The sequence below is a fragment of the Flectobacillus longus genome, from assembly GCF_030056705.1.
In the GTDB taxonomy this organism is placed as follows: Bacteria; Bacteroidota; Bacteroidia; order Cytophagales; family Spirosomataceae; genus Flectobacillus; species Flectobacillus longus.
In genome coordinates this window covers 232,430-249,639 of record NZ_JASHIC010000004.1, presented here as the reverse complement: position 1 = coordinate 249,639, position 17,210 = coordinate 232,430, and the positions used below count along the sequence as shown (strand labels likewise).

13 protein-coding genes are annotated in these 17,210 nt (G+C 38.0%); 4 read left to right on the top strand and 9 right to left on the bottom strand.

Going from position 1 to position 17,210, the window contains the following annotated elements; translation table 11 throughout:
• Window positions 1–101: 101 nt before the first annotated feature.
• Entirely contained in the window at window positions 102–1,952 is a 1,851-nt protein-coding gene (locus tag QM491_RS03890; protein WP_283325927.1) for a hypothetical protein, read from the bottom strand.
• A gap of 185 nt (window positions 1,953–2,137) precedes the next feature.
• On the opposite strand from QM491_RS03890, the gene QM491_RS03885 reads away from it, so the two are divergent.
• A complete protein-coding gene (locus QM491_RS03885) occupies window positions 2,138–2,494 on the top strand; it encodes a transmembrane 220 family protein (RefSeq protein WP_283325926.1) in 357 nt (118 codons plus the stop codon).
• A gap of 173 nt (window positions 2,495–2,667) precedes the next feature.
• Here QM491_RS03885 and QM491_RS03880 read toward each other — a convergent pair whose 3' ends face one another.
• The 3 genes from QM491_RS03880 to metH all read right to left on the bottom strand — a co-directional run bounded on the left by QM491_RS03880 (window position 2,668) and on the right by metH (window position 8,283).
• Window positions 2,668–3,783 (bottom strand): MBL fold metallo-hydrolase, encoded by a 1,116-nt coding sequence (locus tag QM491_RS03880; protein WP_283325925.1) that lies wholly within the window; start codon window positions 3,781–3,783, stop codon window positions 2,668–2,670.
• Window positions 3,784–3,988: 205 nt separating this feature from the next.
• Window positions 3,989–4,282 carry a hypothetical protein gene (locus QM491_RS03875; RefSeq protein WP_283325924.1) on the bottom strand — a complete coding sequence of 98 codons (294 nt, stop codon included), beginning with the start codon at window positions 4,280–4,282 and terminating at the stop codon, window positions 3,989–3,991.
• 230 nt (window positions 4,283–4,512) lie between these two features.
• Window positions 4,513–8,283 carry a methionine synthase gene (gene metH / locus QM491_RS03870; RefSeq protein WP_283325923.1) on the bottom strand — a complete coding sequence of 1,257 codons (3,771 nt, stop codon included), beginning with the start codon at window positions 8,281–8,283 and terminating at the stop codon, window positions 4,513–4,515.
• Window positions 8,284–8,571: 288 nt separating this feature from the next.
• Here metH and QM491_RS03865 point away from each other — a divergent pair, with 288 nt between their 5' ends.
• A complete protein-coding gene (locus QM491_RS03865; protein WP_283325922.1) occupies window positions 8,572–9,030 on the top strand; it encodes an Lrp/AsnC family transcriptional regulator in 459 nt (152 codons plus the stop codon).
• Window positions 9,031–9,279: 249 nt separating this feature from the next.
• Here QM491_RS03865 and QM491_RS03860 read toward each other — a convergent pair whose 3' ends face one another.
• Together QM491_RS03860 and QM491_RS03855 are read right to left on the bottom strand one after the other, a co-directional pair.
• Window positions 9,280–10,524: an MFS transporter gene (locus tag QM491_RS03860; protein ID WP_283325921.1), complete on the bottom strand. Its 1,245-nt coding sequence runs from the start codon at window positions 10,522–10,524 to the stop codon at window positions 9,280–9,282.
• Window positions 10,525–10,659: 135 nt separating this feature from the next.
• Complete coding sequence (locus tag QM491_RS03855; RefSeq protein WP_283325920.1) at window positions 10,660–11,181, bottom strand: DUF7935 family protein; 522 nt, start codon at window positions 11,179–11,181, stop codon at window positions 10,660–10,662.
• A gap of 213 nt (window positions 11,182–11,394) precedes the next feature.
• Here QM491_RS03855 and QM491_RS03850 point away from each other — a divergent pair, with 213 nt between their 5' ends.
• Both QM491_RS03850 and QM491_RS03845 read left to right on the top strand, forming a co-directional pair.
• A complete protein-coding gene (locus QM491_RS03850; protein WP_283325919.1) occupies window positions 11,395–11,685 on the top strand; it encodes a HesB/IscA family protein in 291 nt (96 codons plus the stop codon).
• A gap of 31 nt (window positions 11,686–11,716) precedes the next feature.
• Entirely contained in the window at window positions 11,717–12,610 is an 894-nt protein-coding gene (locus tag QM491_RS03845; protein WP_283325918.1) for a Ppx/GppA phosphatase family protein, read from the top strand.
• 153 nt (window positions 12,611–12,763) lie between these two features.
• On the opposite strand, the gene QM491_RS03840 is transcribed toward QM491_RS03845, so the two are convergent.
• The 3 genes from QM491_RS03840 to QM491_RS03830 form a co-directional block, all read right to left on the bottom strand.
• Entirely contained in the window at window positions 12,764–13,705 is a 942-nt protein-coding gene (locus tag QM491_RS03840) for an aldose 1-epimerase (RefSeq protein WP_283325917.1), read from the bottom strand.
• Window positions 13,706–13,850: 145 nt separating this feature from the next.
• Window positions 13,851–15,830, bottom strand: a complete 1,980-nt coding sequence (locus QM491_RS03835) for a heavy metal translocating P-type ATPase (protein WP_283325916.1) — start codon at window positions 15,828–15,830, stop codon at window positions 13,851–13,853.
• Between the two features lie 366 nt (window positions 15,831–16,196).
• Window positions 16,197–17,153, bottom strand: a complete 957-nt coding sequence (locus QM491_RS03830) for a caspase family protein (RefSeq protein WP_283325915.1) — start codon at window positions 17,151–17,153, stop codon at window positions 16,197–16,199.
• Between the last annotated feature and the right edge of the window lie 57 nt (window positions 17,154–17,210).

Genomic DNA, 17,210 nt, shown 5'->3' with positions numbered 1-17,210 from the left:
TGTTAAAATGAGGAAAATAAAGAGGCACAGAAATTCATGTTTGAAGTAAGAAAAAATCTTCAATCCTGAACCTCTATGCCTCTTTAATATTAATTACTTATCTATCTTGGTCCACGAGAACGACCGCCACCTCCGCCGCCATTCGAATTTTGTCCTCCACCGTTTCCACCACCGCTACGTCCTCCGCTATTACCACCACCAAACGACCCACCGCCATTGTATGAGCCTCCTCCTCTGCCAGCTTCAGCGCCAGAGCGCCCACCGCCATTACCACCACCAAACGACCCACCACCATTGTATGTGCCGCCGCCTCTGCCAGCTTCAGCGCCAGAGCGCCCACCGCCATTTCCACCACCAAATGCCCCACCACCATTGTATGAGCCACTGCTGCGTCCAGTTTCTGCGCCAGAGCGTCCACCGCCGTTTCCGCCATAAGGATTGCCTCCATTACCATTGTAAGCCCCGTTGCTGGCACCATTGTTACCTCCGTAAGAACTTCCACCTCTGTCGGAGTTATTGCCTCCACGATTGCCACCATTGTTGCTGTAGTCTCTCCAGCTATTTACATTTCCATCAGAAGGGCGTTCGGCGTTTCCACTGCGTGGGCTATATCCATTGCCTCTGCCATTGTTATAGTCTCCGTTAGAGCGGCTATTGTTTCCGTAGTTGCCACGATTACCATAATTGTAATCATTTCCACGGTTACTTCCTCCAAAATTTGGGTTAGAATTGCGATAATAGCCATTGTTTGAGCGACCATTATTGCTGTAATATCTATCACGGTCATAATTACGATATGGCATCGGGCGACCAGCGTAGTAATAACTACTAGGACGGCCGTAATAATAGTTTACGTAATTGCGGTAATAATTACCAAACGAGCCATAAAGCACAGGATAACGACGATAATAACCACCATAATAAAACCAGTCTGCAAAGCCATACGAGGCATAGCCATAAAGGCCCACGCTACCTATGCCAAATGAGAAACGGAAATCATACCAATACGAGCTTGGGTACCAAAGTGGCGTAGTGTACCAGTAAGGATAACCGCACCAATAAGAATATGGATTAGAATAGTAGGCACGACTTGGATTGTTATTGTAATAGTTATTGGTGATATATACGTCTTGGTCACGATTGGGCAAAACGTAATTATTACTTTGGGCGTACTCTTCAGCAGCCTGATCTAATTCTTTGGCTGCATCTGGATTATCATTGAGCTTTTTCTTGTATTCGGCTACATCATACTGACGTTGTGCCACCATAGAGTCATGCAATTCGGCTAATTCTTTGTTCAAACCTTCACGGTCGTTAGTATAGCGTTCGCCTAAACGAGCAGTTAAGTCTCTATTATCAGACATTAAAGTCATTACATCAGGGTAATTAGCCAATTGACGAAAAGCTGATAGTGTGCTTGGATTTAAATTCTGAATCATTTGCTGATATTCTTGGTCAGCATTTTGATTAAGTTGATAGATTTGGACAATCACATCACGATTGCTACGATATAATGACCAAGCATTATCTTTCAGAATTGAGCTGGTATTGGCTACTAAATCATCTACATCATTTCGACGAAGATTAGCGTTTGTAGCAAAGGTGTTCAAAACGTTTGGATAACGAGTTACCTCATAAAAGTATCCTTGCTCTTTTTGACCAAAACCTTTGATTAAATCTTGAAAAGATTTTTGGCTACGAGTACGAATTTGTTGTGCTCTGTCTAAAACGGTTTGATTTTGACTAGCCATCAATATCGACTGACGAACATCCGAGCTGTAAGGCGCAATAGATTGCAAAAGCCCTTTATCCGTTTCGAGTTGATTATTTTGGGAAAAAATAAGTGTTTTCGTTACTAAAATCAGTAAAGCCGAAAGTATAAAGCGATAATACCAATAGTTTGTTTTTTCTATGGATAAAGCTAAAGTTGCTGAATGAGATTGAACTTTCATGGGCTGTGTCATTATAAAAAATGATAATTTACTCTTATAACGAAATTGTGTTCGTTTTTCTTCGGAAATATGAAGGGAATCTTTTTAATTTTAAAGTCCTTAACAATCATTAACAATAAGTGTCGATTAATGCGACTTTATTGTAAACAGTCTGATTTTCACAAATATCCCTTTATTCAATCACAATGAAATATTTTGCGTTGATTTTTGTCTTGATTTTTTTACTATTTGCTGGTTGGCAATATAACGATCCAGATCCTGTGCTGTGGATTCCTGTGTATTTGGTGCCTGTGTATGTATGTGTACAAGCCTTTAGAGGTAAATATAATACCGAGCTGCTGGTAGTGCTAACGATTATGTCTTTTGTAGCAGGACTCAATACTTGGTTTCAGATGACGGCGTGGGAAGGCTTTTTCTCAGAAGGGGAAGGGATTTCTATGAAAACCATGAACCAAGAATTAGCACGTGAAGCTTGCGGTTTATGGATTTGTACAGGTACGTATGTAGTATTTTTGCTGAAAAGTAAGTTGGGTAAGCTTTAGGCTGTAAGCCGTAGGCATTAGGCAGAAAAACTTTCATTAAAAAAGGCGTTCGAAAACATATTTCGAACGCCTTTTTTGATATTAATGTGTTCCCATTTTTCAGACGCAAAGCACTGTGTCTCTACAATTAAAAATAATCACACATTCACTCAAACACTAAATCACTCAATGGTTTATTCTACATCTTTCCACCAAGGATTTTGTAATAATGAACCATTTATAATGACAGGTTCGCCAATTCTTGGATTAGTAAATGGTAATCCTAGTTCTTTTGCGGACTTGGTTACACGTTCGATAGGCTCTTTCCAAGGGTGTAATGCCAACGTGAATTTACTCCAGTGAACTGGCATTAGCACTTTGGTAGTCAAATCTTTTGCCGCTTGAGTTACTTCTTCTGGCATCATGTGGATGTATTTCCAGTAATAATTATACTGACCACATTCTAAGATTGCTAAATCAAAACTGCCGAATTTTTCTCCAATCTGCTTAAAATGTGAATCATATCCTGAGTCTCCACCTAAGTATAATTGTTCTGTTGGTGTTTTTAAAACAAACGAAGACCAAAGCGCCAAATTACGAGTAAACTTACGTCCAGAAAAATGTCTGGCAGGTGTTGACGTAATTTCAAATCCTTCGATAGGTTGCGCATTTTGCCACCATTCTAACTCGATAATGTTGTCAGGATTAAAGCCCCAATATTCTAAATGCTGACCTGTACCCAATGAGGTTACGACTTTCTTAACTTTTGATTTCAAGGCTGTCACAGTTGGATAATCCAAATGGTCGTAGTGGTCATGGGTAATCAATAAAATATCGATTTCTGGCATATCTTCTACGCTATACACATTACTTCCCTCATAGTTTTTACCAAAAAAAGAAACAGGAGAAGCATTGCCACTAAAGACTGGGTCGACCAAAATATTTTTTCCATTGGTATGAATCAAATAAGAAGAATGTCCAAACCAAATAATTTGCGTGCTATCGTTCGATAGGTTTTTAAGGTCAGTTTTTACAGACGGAATAGTTTGTTTGGGTTCTTTATTTGGGATGGTTTGGAGTTGAGCTTTGATGATATCCCAATACGAGGCATCTTCAGCCAAAGCAGGAGTGGGGCTCAGATTTTGAAAAGCACCATCTTTGTAATAAGGTGATTTTTGAATACGTTCAAGTCTTTTTCCTTGTGGTTCTTGTCCAAATTGGGCTTGTTGCATAAATACATAAATTCCTAGCGCAACAACAACTAGAAATATCAATACGTAAATAATCATTTTTTTAAGTTTTTGTAACATAGAGAAAGAGTTCGAAATCTCAGTAATAAAAGTTTTAACTACTTGATTTTAAGCATTGCTATAGACGAATTATTACTTCGTTTTAGAACAGACAAAATAAAATGAATTTGAGTTCAAGAATAATGAATATAAATTCATTTTATTTTTTGAATAAAAAAAGCGAGTAGGTTTATCCTACTCGCTTTTGTATGATTTAATGAAGAAACTATTCATCAATGACTGAAGACATAAATTTATTCCCAAGTCTTTCTGCAATTTGAGTTAAATCGTCTTCTGATTGATTATTCTTCAAGCTATTGAGTATTTCTAACCTTAGATTGAATTCATCTAATAATCGTATCATCATAAGCTTTTTTTGCTTTTCAATTTGAATATCGCTTGATAGAATTTTTTCAAAATTTTGTTTAAAATTATTGAACATTGATTCCTTTAATGGATCATAGCTATCAAAGGACTCTGATAGGCGTTTATAGACATAATTTATTAATTCTTCATCCATAACTTTAAAAGTTGTAGGTAATACTTTCTAAAAGATAAATGTACTGATTATTAAGTGATAACGAAAGTTATGGTTTCAATATGAAGGAGAGTATTTTTTCAAAAAAAGCAAAAACGGTCAGAAATTACTTTCCGACCGCTTTGGATGATAACATATCGTTAGACTAATGAAATGTAGATTTAAGGAATAATCACTCATTCACTCAATATCCACTCACTCAATAATTCTAATTATTCATAGTTCAGCACTGGAGCAAGCCATCTTTCTACAGTTTCCAAATCCATACCTTTACGTTTGGCATAGTCTTCTACTTGATCTTTAGCGATTTTGCCCAAGCCAAAATATTTAGCATCTGGATGAGAGAAATACCATCCTGAAACTGAACTAGCAGGATACATGGCAAAACTTTCTGTTAACGTAATGCCGATTCGTTCTGCTTGTAACAAATCAAATAACGCACGTTTTTCAGTATGGTCTGGACAAGCTGGATAGCCTGGAGCAGGGCGAATACCTTGATATTCTTCTGAAATTAGTTCTTCATTCGAGAGTATTTCTTCGTTGGCATATCCCCAAAACTCTTTACGAACTCGTTCGTGCATCAATTCGGCCAATGCTTCTGCCAAACGGTCGGCAATGGCTTTGAGCATGATAGAGTTGTAGTCGTCATGGTCTTTTTCGTATTGTTCCAACAAGGTTTCAATACCCAAGCCCGCTGTTACGGCAAATGCACCAATATAATCTTCTTTACCACTTGATTCAGGAGCAATAAAGTCAGACAAACAGATATTTGGCAACTTAGAAGCTTTTTGTCCTTGTTGACGCAAATGATGTAATACCGTTTGTGCTTGTGGAGATACCAATTCTCCTTCGCTATTTACAGCAGTATTACTCAACACTCTGTAGCCTTTCCCTTTCAATGCACCTTGCCCTGCGGCATCATATTCGTATTCCTCGAAAGGATGAAGAATAATATCATCTTCGATAGAGTTGGCAGGATAAAAACCAATAACAGCACGTGCTTTGAGGCTTTTTTCCGAAATCACTTTCTGAAGCATTTTTTGTGCATCTTCATAGAGTTTTTTGGCTTCGGCGCCTACTACTTCGTTTTCAAATATTTTTGGATATTTTCCAGATAATTGCCAAGTCGAGAAGAATGGAGTCCAGTCGATATATTTGGCGATTTCGGCAATATCATAGTCTTCAAATACCTTCGTACCCAAGAATTTTGGTTTTGTACCTTGGAAATTACTCCAATCTATCGCCGTTTTATTTGTACGAGCGGCATCGATAGAAATATAATTTTTATCACGTTTACGACCTGCATGTTCGTCACGAAGACGAGCGTATTCTGTCTTAATTTCGTCGTAAATTTCTTGGTGCGTTTTTTCATTTTGCATCAAGCGACCCGCCACAGGAACTGAACGAGAAGCATCCAATACGTGAATTACTGGACCGTGATAATGTGGGTCGATTTTTACTGCTGTATGGATACGAGACGTAGTAGCACCACCAATCAATAATGGCATGGTGAAACCTTGACGTTCCATTTCTTTGGCAACTCCAACCATTTCGTCCAATGAAGGAGTAATCAAACCCGATAGCCCAATGATATCGACATTATGTTCTTTAGCTGCTGCCAAGATTTTGTCAGTTGGCACCATTACACCCAAGTCTATCACTTCGTAGTTGTTACAACCCAATACCACCGAAACGATATTTTTGCCAATGTCATGAACATCGCCTTTTACGGTAGCTAACAAGATTTTACCTGCACTAGTACTTCCACCGCCTGCTTTTTCTTCTTCAATAAATGGAAGGAGATAAGCCACCGCTTTTTTCATTACACGTGCCGATTTTACTACTTGTGGCAAGAACATTTTTCCTTCACCAAACAAGTCACCTACTACGTTCATACCGTCCATCAGTGGTCCTTCAATTACTTGTAAAGGTCTTTCTACTTGCTGACGAGCTTCTTCTACATCTTGGTCAATAAATTCGGTAAGTCCTTTGATAAGAGCGTGTTCTAAGCGTTTTCCTACAGACAATTGGCGCCAGCTATTGTCTATAATTTGCTCTTTACCTTTTGATTTTACCGTTTCAGCAAATGTTACCAAACGCTCTGTTGAGTCTGGACGACGGTTTAACAAAACGTCTTCACAAAGCTCCAACAAATCTTTTGGAATATCGTCATATACGCCTAGTTGACCAGCATTTACGATACCCATATCCATACCTGCTTTGATTGCATAGTACAAAAATACCGTGTGCATTGCCTCTCTTACAGGTTCATTTCCTCTGAAAGAGAATGAGATATTCGAAACACCTCCTGATACCTTAGCATAAGGAAGGTTTTCTTTAATCCAGCGAGTTGCATTGATAAAGTCCACCGCATAATTGTTGTGGTCGTCGATACCTGTTGCAACAGTCAAAATATTAGGGTCAAAAATAATGTCTTCTGGAGGGAAATGTACCTCATCCACCAAAATACGATAGGCACGCTCGCAGATTTCGATACGACGCTCGTAAGAGTCAGCCTGACCTTGTTCGTCAAATGCCATAACTACCGTAGCGGCACCGTAGCGTTTTACTTTTTCGGCAGATTCTATGAATTTTTCAACGCCTTCTTTTAATGAAATGGAGTTTACAATAGACTTTCCTTGTACGCATTTCAACCCTGCTTCGATTACTTCCCATTTCGAAGAGTCAATCATAATTGGCAAACGAGCAATATCAGGTTCAGCCATCAAGAGATTCATGAACTTGGTCATAGCCTGTACACCATCGATCATCCCTTCGTCCATGTTCACATCTATTACTTGGGCTCCTCCATCTACTTGCTCACGCGCAACGGCAATTGCTTCATCGTATTTATTGTCACGGATTAAACGAGCAAATTTTTTCGAACCAGTTACATTACAACGCTCTCCAACGTTCACAAAGTTGGTTTCTTTGGTAATTTTCAAAGGTTCCAAACCCGAAAGTTTTTGAACAGGCTCAAGCGCTGGAAGCTGACGAGGAGGATATTTTGCCGCAACATCTGCAATAGCTTTAATATGCGCAGGAGTTGTTCCGCAACAACCTCCGATAATATTAATAAAGCTATGTTGTAAGAAGTCTTCCACAATCTCACTCATTTGCTCAGGCGATTGGTCATATTCTCCCATTTCGTTTGGCAAACCTGCATTTGGGTGAGCCGAAACCATGAAAGGAGCATTTACCGCAAGTGTCTGAACGTAAGGGCGCATCAAATCGGCACCGAGGGCACAGTTTAAGCCAATAGATAACAATGGCATGTGCGAAACAGAAGTCAAAAATGCCTCTGTTGTTTGTCCCGACAACGTACGACCCGAAGCATCCGTAATCGTTCCCGAAACCATTACAGGAAGATATTCTTTTTCGGGATGGTTTTTGAAGAATAAATCAATCGCAAATAGGGCAGCTTTGGCATTTAGGGTATCGAAAATTGTTTCTACCAATAAAGCGTCTGCACCACCATCTACCAAACCACGAATTTGCTCGGTATAGGCTTCTACCAATTCGTCGAATGTTACTGCACGAAAACCAGGGTCATTTACATCTGGAGAAAGCGATAAAGTACGGTTAGTTGGCCCGATAGAACCTGTTACAAAACGAGGTTTAGCAGGATTTTTTGCCGTAAACTCATCCGCTACTTCACGAGCAATTTTGGCCGAGCAGTAATTAAGTTCATACACATATTCCTCCATGTGATAATCAGCCATAGCAATAGACGTTGCCGAAAACGTGTTTGTTTCAGCAATATCAGCCCCAGCCTCAAAGTACATGGCATGAATTTCCTTGATTACGTCAGGACGAGTAATCGAAAGCATATCGTTGTTGCCTTTTACCTCGTGCGGAAAATCTTTGAATTTTTCACCACGGTAATCAGCATCAGTCAATTTATATTGTTGGATCAAAGAACCCATTGCACCATCTAATACAAGGATTCTATCTTTTAAGATTTCACGGATGTTCGGACGCATCAGTTTTCTGGTTAATTATAATTTTATCGGTAATATGTTTTCAAATAGACTGGTAGCTAAAAGAATCACTATTTTAGATTATATCTGACTGAAATAGTATCCTTGTATTACTTCATGTTTCTAGCTAAAAGCCTACAATTCGAATCTACTTTTACAAAGTTACATCAAAAGATAATATTTGTTTATTGCTTCTTTTAAATTAGATGTATTATCTTTAAATAAAAATATTTTAGATAGTTTATCTAAATATTGGAGTGTTTTCACTAGAAAAATGAAAAAATAACGGCTATGAAACTCGATTCAATTGACAAAGCGATTCTTAGAAATCTACAAGAAGATGCTCATCTTACCACCAAAGAACTTTCGAATCGACTCAACTTGTCGCCTACACCTGTGTACGAAAGGGTAAGAAGACTTGAAAAAGAGGGAGTCATTAAAGGATATGTGGCGTTGGTAGACAGAGAAAAAGTAGAGAAGGACTTAATGGTATTCTGTAATATTCGTTTAAAAGAACATGCCCAAGAGGCTGGTGCTAGATTTGTGCGTGATGTGGTTCAATTAGAGGAGGTTATGGAATGTTACAATATCTCAGGAGAATATGATTTTATGCTGAAAATTGTGGTAAAAGATATGCGTGAATATCAAAGCTTTTTGATGAATAGACTTGCCTCTCTGAATAATATTGGTAGTACCCATAGTACTTTCGTGATGAGTGAAATAAAATCAAAAACAGCGTTGGAAATCTAAAGAGTGCGGAGTTTTGAGTTTTGAATGCAGAGTTTTATTATTCACGGCTATCCATGAGTCCTTTTGAATTTAGTGAATGGTGGTTGACTGATTTAGTGATTGTTTTCTACATAATTTTCGCTTGTAGAGACGCAATGCTTTGCGTCTCTACAAGCGAAATATAGATTTAAAGATTAATCACTCATTCACTCAACCACCATTCACTAAATCATTTACTCCGCATTCAAAACTCAAAACTCTACACTTATTTTACTCTTCCAAGTAATCCAAATCTTTGTTATGTGTTTCTGGAATAGTTAGAATAGAATAAAAAGCTAATATAAAGCAGATAATGCCTACGATAGCAGCGGCATTAAATACATCCAAACTTGGTTTTAGCCCAGCATATAGCGAAGTCATACCAATCACAGTTCCACGAACCATATTAGGTACAGTTGTAGCTGCTGTGGCTCTGAGGTTAGTCCCAAATTGCTCTGCACCAATGGTCACAAACATAGCCCAATAACCTACAGAAAACCCTGCAAATACACAAACAGTATATAATTCTTGTGCAGAGTTCATACCTGCGTAAAGGTAATAAATGCTGCAAATCAAGGTAAGTACAAGTAATAAGGAAACGGCTTTTTTGCGGGAACTTAAAAACTGAGAAATAAAACCACTGGCTAAGTCGCCAATCGCCAAACCTATATAACAAAACATAATAGCTTTCCCAGGTTTGATTTCTTCAGCAATACCTAATTTTTCACCAAATTCATTCGCAAATGTTGCCAAAATACCAATCACAAACCACGTTGGCATACCAATCGCAATACATTTTAAGTAACGTGACAAGCGGTCGGCGTTGGTGAAAAGAGCAAAGAAATTACCTTTTTTCACACCAGTTTGGTGCTTGATATTTTCGAACATACCTGATTCGAAAACACTAATACGAAGTAATAACAAAATCACACCCAAGCCACCACCTACAAAGTAAGCTGTGCGCCAGCCCCCAAATAATTCTACCGTAAAATATCCTGCCACAGCTCCAAACAGACCTACTCCAGCCACAATAGAGGTTCCAATAGCACGAAGTTCTTTGGGTAATACTTCTGATACCAAAGTAATACCAGCACCAAGTTCACCAGCCAAACCAACGCCTGCGACAAAACGCAATAGCGCATAAGTGGTAGGGTCTTTGACAAAACCACAACCAATATTAGCCAACGAATAAGTAAGAATTGAACCAAATAATACAGATAAACGACCTTTTTTATCCCCTAAAATACCCCATAAGATACCTCCTAATAATAAACCGCCCATTTGCCAGTTAAGAATATTTTTGCCAATAACACCAATTTCTTCTTTGCTAAGACCCATATCCTGCAAACTAGGAATACGTACAATGCCAAAAAGCAATAGGTCATAAATATCGACAAAGTAGCCCAAGGCGGCTACAATCACAGGAATGCTGAAAAGATGCTGTAAGTTGGTTTTCTGAGAAAGATTTTGTTGCATAGTTTAGGGACTTGATTATATGTTGTTTTTCATAAAGAGAAACTCGGATAGAATACTACTCTTTTTAGTATAGTAATTTAGTGATTCCTTTTCTAGTTACAAAGGAAGAGTGAGTTTCCCTGACGGTACAATATTCTAAAATAATTTTCGGGCTTCGTCTTTGATAAAATTTAGAGCTGATTCAGTGCTGAAATGTTGATTTTGTAAGACTTTTTCGATTACTTTTTTGGATAATTCAATCGATGGGGCATTTGGGTCTAGTTCTTGAGCCGAGAGATTAATCATTGAGATGGTTTCGTTCAGGGCATTTTTTACACTCAACCAAGCATCGTCGCTGATGTATAATTGTTGTGAAAAATTATGTGCCAACTCTGCACGAATTTCGGTAACCAATACTTGCTGAAAGCTCACTACATTGAATTCAGGATTAGCCAAACGAATCAGGAGATTGTTGGGTAGCATTCGTTCGAGTAATAAACAAATACGCTCATAAGCCTCTAAGCGAATGGGCAACACCGTTTTTTGAGCCTCAAAACGCTGTTCAAGATTTTTTTGTGCAAATTCTTTTCTCAAAAAAGAACTCAAAGTCAAGTACATAGCCCATAGGACTAAACTAGCGGGAATTAATACTTTAATTAAATCGGCAACTATTTCCATAAAGTTGGGGTTTATTCGTAATACTTTCTGCTAAGAGCTTTGTCAGGATTACAAATGATTAAATACATTTTGTAATGTAGGGTTATTAACGTTGTTTTGTGGAAAATCTTTCAAAAATAAGTATTTTCGCCCTGAACTGTATAGCTTCGTTTAAGAAGAAGCAAATTGTGTACAAACTCAGTCTCAATAACCGAATTGTTTTAGACAAGAAGCATGAATAGTCCAGCAATAATTCCGATTACCATAACTGACATTGCACAACAAGAAATTCTAAAAGCACTTACCATCAAAGGAATTCCTGAGGATTATTACTTGAGAGTAGGTTTGAGAGGAAGCGCCTGTAGTGCAAGTTATCTGATTGGATTTGATAAAAAAGAGGATCACGATGAGTTATACGAAATAGATGGTATTCAACTCATTATTAACAAACATCACCTCATGTATCTAATCGGCGTAGAGCTTGATTTTGAGGAAGATGGAAATGGATTTACGTTTAATAAATAAGTAAAAAGCTACTGCATAGAAAGAAGAAAGCATGAAAATTGCAGCGATTGACATAGGCTCTAATGCCGCCCGAATGCAAATCTCGAAGGTATTAGAGAATGACGGAAAAATTAGTTTTAAGAAGGTAGAATACGTTCGTTTTGCGCTTCGTCTTGGACACGATGTATTTAATGAAGGAGAAATTAGCCCTGAATCAGAGGTACGTATCTTCAAGTTATTGAATGCCTACAAATTGTTGATGGACTTGCACGAAGTAAAAGATTATATGATTTGTGCCACATCTGCCATGCGTGAGGCTGGAAATGCAGATGCTATCATTACTCGTATCCATAAAATTTTGGATATGAAAATCAACATCATTGATGGTTCGAAAGAAGCCGAATTGATTAATGATGTAGTAGTTCAAGCTTTGGACGATAGCAATTATTTGCATATCGATGTAGGTGGTGGTTCTACTGAGTTGAATATCTACATGAATCGTCAGAAAGTGGCTTCTCGTTCATTCAAGATTGGTTCAGTACGTTTGCTTGAACACAAAGAGCGTGAAGGAGATTGGGAAAAAATGTGTAAATGGATAGAAATGCACGTTGATCCTACAAAATCTCAGGTAACTGCCGTAGGGACAGGGGGTAATATCAATAAGCTCTTTAATATTGCTTCGAACCATGATACTGAAACGTCGATGAGTTTGAAGGAATTGACCAAAATTAAAGAATATGTAGCTGGTTTTACCTATGAAGAACGTATCAATAAACTTCGTTTAAATGCTGACCGTGCCGATGTAATTGTGCCAGCAGCAGAAATTTATCTGAACGTAATGAAATGGGCTGGTGCAAAAAGTATTATCGTGCCAGATTTGGGATTGAAAGATGGTATCATTCAGATGGTATACGAAAAAATCCAAAATCGCAAGAGAGACAAATAAGAGAATTGAGTGAATGTGTGATTGGTGAGTTAGTGATTTTTAGTTTGATTTGTAATGAAGCAATACTTTGAATCTTGACCCCACGATTAAGCAATATTGATGTGGATAAGTGATTTATGTAAAAAACACTAAATCACTCATCCACTAAATCACTCAATAAGTCATTACTCCACATTCTACAGTGTAAGATTCTCCTGCACTGATTACCAACAAATTTTCTTTTGAGTTAAGCGCATTGGTTGGGGCTGTCATTGGTTCGATAGCAATGCGGTCGCCTGATGGTGGCGTGTACACTACACTATAGTTAAATTGTTGTTCTCCTGCTTGTTGCCATACTTTTATCGACAAATCTTGTTTGTTAGATTGGAGAATAACCTCTACAATTTCTTGTTTTTCTACGGCAAAAACCGCATCTAAAATCTGCCCATTCAAGTTAAAACCTTCCGAATAATGCTTTGGCGTTCTATCTACTGGACACATTTGGTCGTCGAGTAAGTATTGGTGTGTCGATGGGAAACTAACAGTCCAATCATTTTTGGTTTCACCTTCAATACTGAAATATGGATGCCAACCAAGGCTAACTGGGAGATTTCCTGCACCGATATTATTGATGGTATAACTAAGTGTTAATCCTTTTGCATTTAAAGTATGCTTGATTAATAATTGAAAAGGAAAAGGATAGCCTACATAACCACCCTTGTAAAGATATTCTAAAGTTAAAATAGCTTCTGTATCAGATTCAGTAGCTTCATACACTTTGAAAGGAGAAGTGTACACAAAGCCATGAAGTGCATTTTGTAAACCTACTTCATTGAGTGGCAATTGATAACTAGTACCTTCAAATTCATATTGTCCACTTTTTACACGATTTCCCCAAGGAAACAAATGTGTAGAAGGATAGGATAACAGGCTCGAAAGTAGTTCTTCAGGGGTATTACCACAGTTGATAATTTTGTGTAAACCAGTCTCTGTTTTTAAGACTAATTGATGAATAATGCCTCCTAATTCGGGTAAAATATGTACGGCTTCATTAGTAGAAGGATTTTGAAGAACATATTCATTGAATAGTCCAAAGGTACTTTGGGTGATTTTCATGAGAGTTTTTGAAATAGTTAGTAAGTAGGGGCGATGGATTATATCCTTCAAGAATACTGTTCCTACTTTAAGGTAAGTAAAAAATTTGCTTTATGATCTGGGTACCATAAAGCAAATTTAAGAGAGTCACTCTAAAGCACCAAATCTATTGAAATGTCATGCGCTGAATCCTAATGGCGTTCAAAATAGCGAGCAATGCCACACCTACATCAGCAAAAACCGCTTCCCACATAGTAGCTAATCCTCCTGCACCTAGCATAAGTACAAATGCTTTTACCACAAATGCCATTGTGATATTTTGCCATACGATACGTTTGGTTTCTTTGCCGATGGTAATAGCAGTGGCAATTTTTGAAGGTTTATCATCTTGAATCACAATATCGGCGGTCTCGATAGTGGCATCGCTGCCTAAGCCACCCATCGCAATTCCTGCATCGCTCAAGGCAATTACTGGAGCGTCGTTTACACCATCGCCAACAAATGCCACTGTTTCCTGTTGCGCCTTGATGGCTTTTACCTGATTGACTTTATCTTCTGGCAACAAATCTCCAAAGGCAGTCGAAATGCCTATTTGTTGGGCTACGTATTGAACAACCGAATTTTTGTCGCCACTCAACATGGTTGTTTTTACTCCCAACTTATGAAGTTGTTGTATTGCCAAAGAGGCATCAGATTTGATACTATCTGCAATAGTGATATAGCCTACAAACTGACCTGCATAGGCAATTGCGAGTACGGTATAAACTATTTGAGAAGGGTCAATATCAAACGAAATACCTTTTTTTTCTAATAATTTAAAATTGCTAACAAGAATCTCTTTACCCTCTACTGTTGCGCTGAGACCATATCCTGCAATTTCCTCTATATCTTGTAAATCGATATTGTAATCAATGTTTCCAACATATTCATGTATTGCTGTGGCGACAGGATGCGTACTTTTACTTTCCAACGCATTCACCATTTGTAGAAAGTGATGTTTGTTAAAAGTATCTTTAATTACGACTTCTTGTACTTTGAAAACCCCTTCGGTAAGTGTGCCCGTTTTATCCATTACGACATGTTGAATGGTGGCTATTACATCCAAGAAATTACTTCCTTTAAACAAAATGCCATTTTTTGAAGCAGCACCAATACCTCCAAAATACCCTAGCGGAATAGAAATGACCAAAGCACATGGACAAGAAATAACTAAGAAAATCAACGCACGGTACAACCATTCTTGAAAATGATACTCAGTAACGAACAAATAGGGCAGAAGCGTAATCGCTACCGCCAAACCTACTACAATTGGAGTGTAAATATTAGCAAATTTCCGAATAAAAAGTTCCGTAGGCGCTTTTTGCTTAGTAGCATTTTGAACTAAATCCAATATTTTACTCAATTTACTATCTTGATAGGCTGTCGTAACTTTTACTAAAGCAATCGAGTTTAGATTTAGCATTCCTGCCAATACGGGTTCGCCTTTTCTCTTGGTATCGGGCTTACTTTCGCCCGTCAAGGCGGAAGTGTTGAAAGTGGCAGTTTCGGAAAGCAATTCTCCATCTAGGGCCAATTTTTCGCCTGCTTTTAATTGGATAATTTCTCCAACTGAAACAGTAAAGGCCTGTTTTACAATAGGTTGGTTGTCTTTTAAAATGGTCACAGTGTCGGGGCGCTGGTCGAGGAGGCTTTTGATATTGGATTTGGCTCGTTTTACTGCCAATGACTGAAAGCTTTCTCCCACAGCATAAAACAGCATTACTGCCACCCCTTCAGGATATTCGCCAATGCCAAAAGCTCCAACAGTAGCAATACTCATCAAGAGAAATTCGGAGAAAATATCTTTTTTCAAAATACTTTCCCAAGCTTCTTTCATAACAGGCAAGCCCACAGGAATATAGGCAATTAAGTATAAAACCATACGTGTCCAACCAGTGAACCATACAGGCTGAATCCAATTGTCGAGTGTCAGACCAATACCCAATAAAATGAAAGAAATAATGGCAGGCAGAAAAGATACTTCTCCATCATGAGAGTGTCCAGCATGGTCATGCCCGTTTTGCTCGTGATTATGATGGGTATGTTCAGCGTGTTCGTCGTCATGGCAACAGGTGTGACCATGTGACGTATGTGTATGTTGAGTCATGAGATTTAGAATTTATAGAAATTGAAAAATGTAATAACGATGCAGATAAATCCATTGATTTTGAACGTCATAAAAGCAAACGTTATGCACAAATGTAGACCTAAAACTCATGCAACAGGGAATCAAAAAGAAAGAATATTTTGAGAAAATTCGGAATAAATAGACCAAAATACAGATGAGTCATCCCGAATTTTGGGATTAGGCTTATGGTCAAAAAGCGGTCGAAAAATAATTTTCGACCGCTTTTTTGATACTATATTTCAACATGATAACTCTTTAGACGCAAAGGATTGCGTCTCTACTAGTAAAATGTAGATTAAAAATAATCACTCATACACTCAATCATAAATCACTCAGTAGAAAAAACTAAAAAATAAATTCATCGGCAATGGATACTTCTTTGAAAAACTGAGGATTTTGCTCCATTTGAGTTTCTCTCTTAACTTGGATTCCTGTCAAATCGAAAACTCTTTCAAGGCGCTCTCCAGATCTCAGAAATTTTAATAATTGTGTTGTATAAACCCCATTTCTACCATATCCATTTTTGGCTTTATTACCCCAATCTGTTGCCATTGCCAAATATACGTTACCCGCATTAAATCTATTGAGCTGTATTGGGGTAAAAAGATTAGCATCTTTCCAAGCACGTTCTGTTTCAAAGTTGGCTCTTGCTTGAATTTGAAAAGGGTCGTTTCTACAGGCGTCCAATACAATCAGATTATGTTTGGCTCCACCAGTTTTGAGTCTTCTAAACAAGAAATCAATATTGTAGGCAAAGTCATCTAAATCTTCAGGGCGTTTAAGTTGGGCATCTACTGGAATAATATATTTTTTACCTGCAATTTCCATTCCGTGGCCTGCATAGAAAAAAGTTGCCATTTCGGCTCCGGTAATTTTTTCTTGAAAGGTTTTAATTGCTTGTTTGACATTTTGTAGGTTAGCATCAACTAATATCTTTACTTCAAAACCCAATGCTGTTAGTGCTTTTCCTAAATCCTGAACATCGTTTTTTGGATTTTCCCCTAAACTACCACCAAAATTATAAGTACCATTCCCTATTAGTAATGCAATACGTCGTCCTTTAGTTGGCATAGGCGTGTTGCTGAGATAAGGATTTGCACCTACAACAGGGTTTGTTGTCGGAGATAATTGCGTTATGGGTGATGCACTGGCGGGTGTAGTTTGTTTATTGGTGGTGGTTTTCTTTGTAATATTAACCGTATGTACAGGACTTATGCCCTGAATCGAGATATATTGTGCTTCTGAATCAAATTTTCCTAGAGTGAGCAGGAATAAAATTTGTAAACATATCAGTATTCTCATGAGATAAGGATGATTTAGAATAATGCTAAAAATAAACTGAAAGTAAAGTAGTAGGTA

What these genes read in the sequence shown, in the direction of transcription:
- QM491_RS03875 (WP_283325924.1), bottom strand. Translation starts at nt 4,282, where the DNA reads ATGGATGAAGAATTAATAAATTATGTCTATAAACGCCTATCAGAGTCC.
- QM491_RS03860 (WP_283325921.1), bottom strand. Translation starts at nt 10,524, where the DNA reads ATGCAACAAAATCTTTCTCAGAAAACCAACTTACAGCATCTTTTCAGC.
- QM491_RS03855 (WP_283325920.1), bottom strand. Translation starts at nt 11,181, where the DNA reads ATGGAAATAGTTGCCGATTTAATTAAAGTATTAATTCCCGCTAGTTTA.
- QM491_RS03890 (WP_283325927.1), bottom strand. Translation starts at nt 1,952, where the DNA reads ATGAAAGTTCAATCTCATTCAGCAACTTTAGCTTTATCCATAGAAAAA.
- QM491_RS03880 (WP_283325925.1), bottom strand. Translation starts at nt 3,783, where the DNA reads ATGTTACAAAAACTTAAAAAAATGATTATTTACGTATTGATATTTCTA.
- QM491_RS03845 (WP_283325918.1), top strand. Translation starts at nt 11,717, where the DNA reads ATGAAAATTGCAGCGATTGACATAGGCTCTAATGCCGCCCGAATGCAA.
- QM491_RS03835 (WP_283325916.1), bottom strand. Translation starts at nt 15,830, where the DNA reads ATGACTCAACATACACATACGTCACATGGTCACACCTGTTGCCATGAC.
- QM491_RS03830 (WP_283325915.1), bottom strand. Translation starts at nt 17,153, where the DNA reads ATGAGAATACTGATATGTTTACAAATTTTATTCCTGCTCACTCTAGGA.
- QM491_RS03850 (WP_283325919.1), top strand. Translation starts at nt 11,395, where the DNA reads ATGAATAGTCCAGCAATAATTCCGATTACCATAACTGACATTGCACAA.
- QM491_RS03840 (WP_283325917.1), bottom strand. Translation starts at nt 13,705, where the DNA reads ATGAAAATCACCCAAAGTACCTTTGGACTATTCAATGAATATGTTCTT.
- QM491_RS03885 (WP_283325926.1), top strand. Translation starts at nt 2,138, where the DNA reads ATGAAATATTTTGCGTTGATTTTTGTCTTGATTTTTTTACTATTTGCT.
- QM491_RS03865 (WP_283325922.1), top strand. Translation starts at nt 8,572, where the DNA reads ATGAAACTCGATTCAATTGACAAAGCGATTCTTAGAAATCTACAAGAA.
- metH (WP_283325923.1), bottom strand. Translation starts at nt 8,283, where the DNA reads ATGCGTCCGAACATCCGTGAAATCTTAAAAGATAGAATCCTTGTATTA.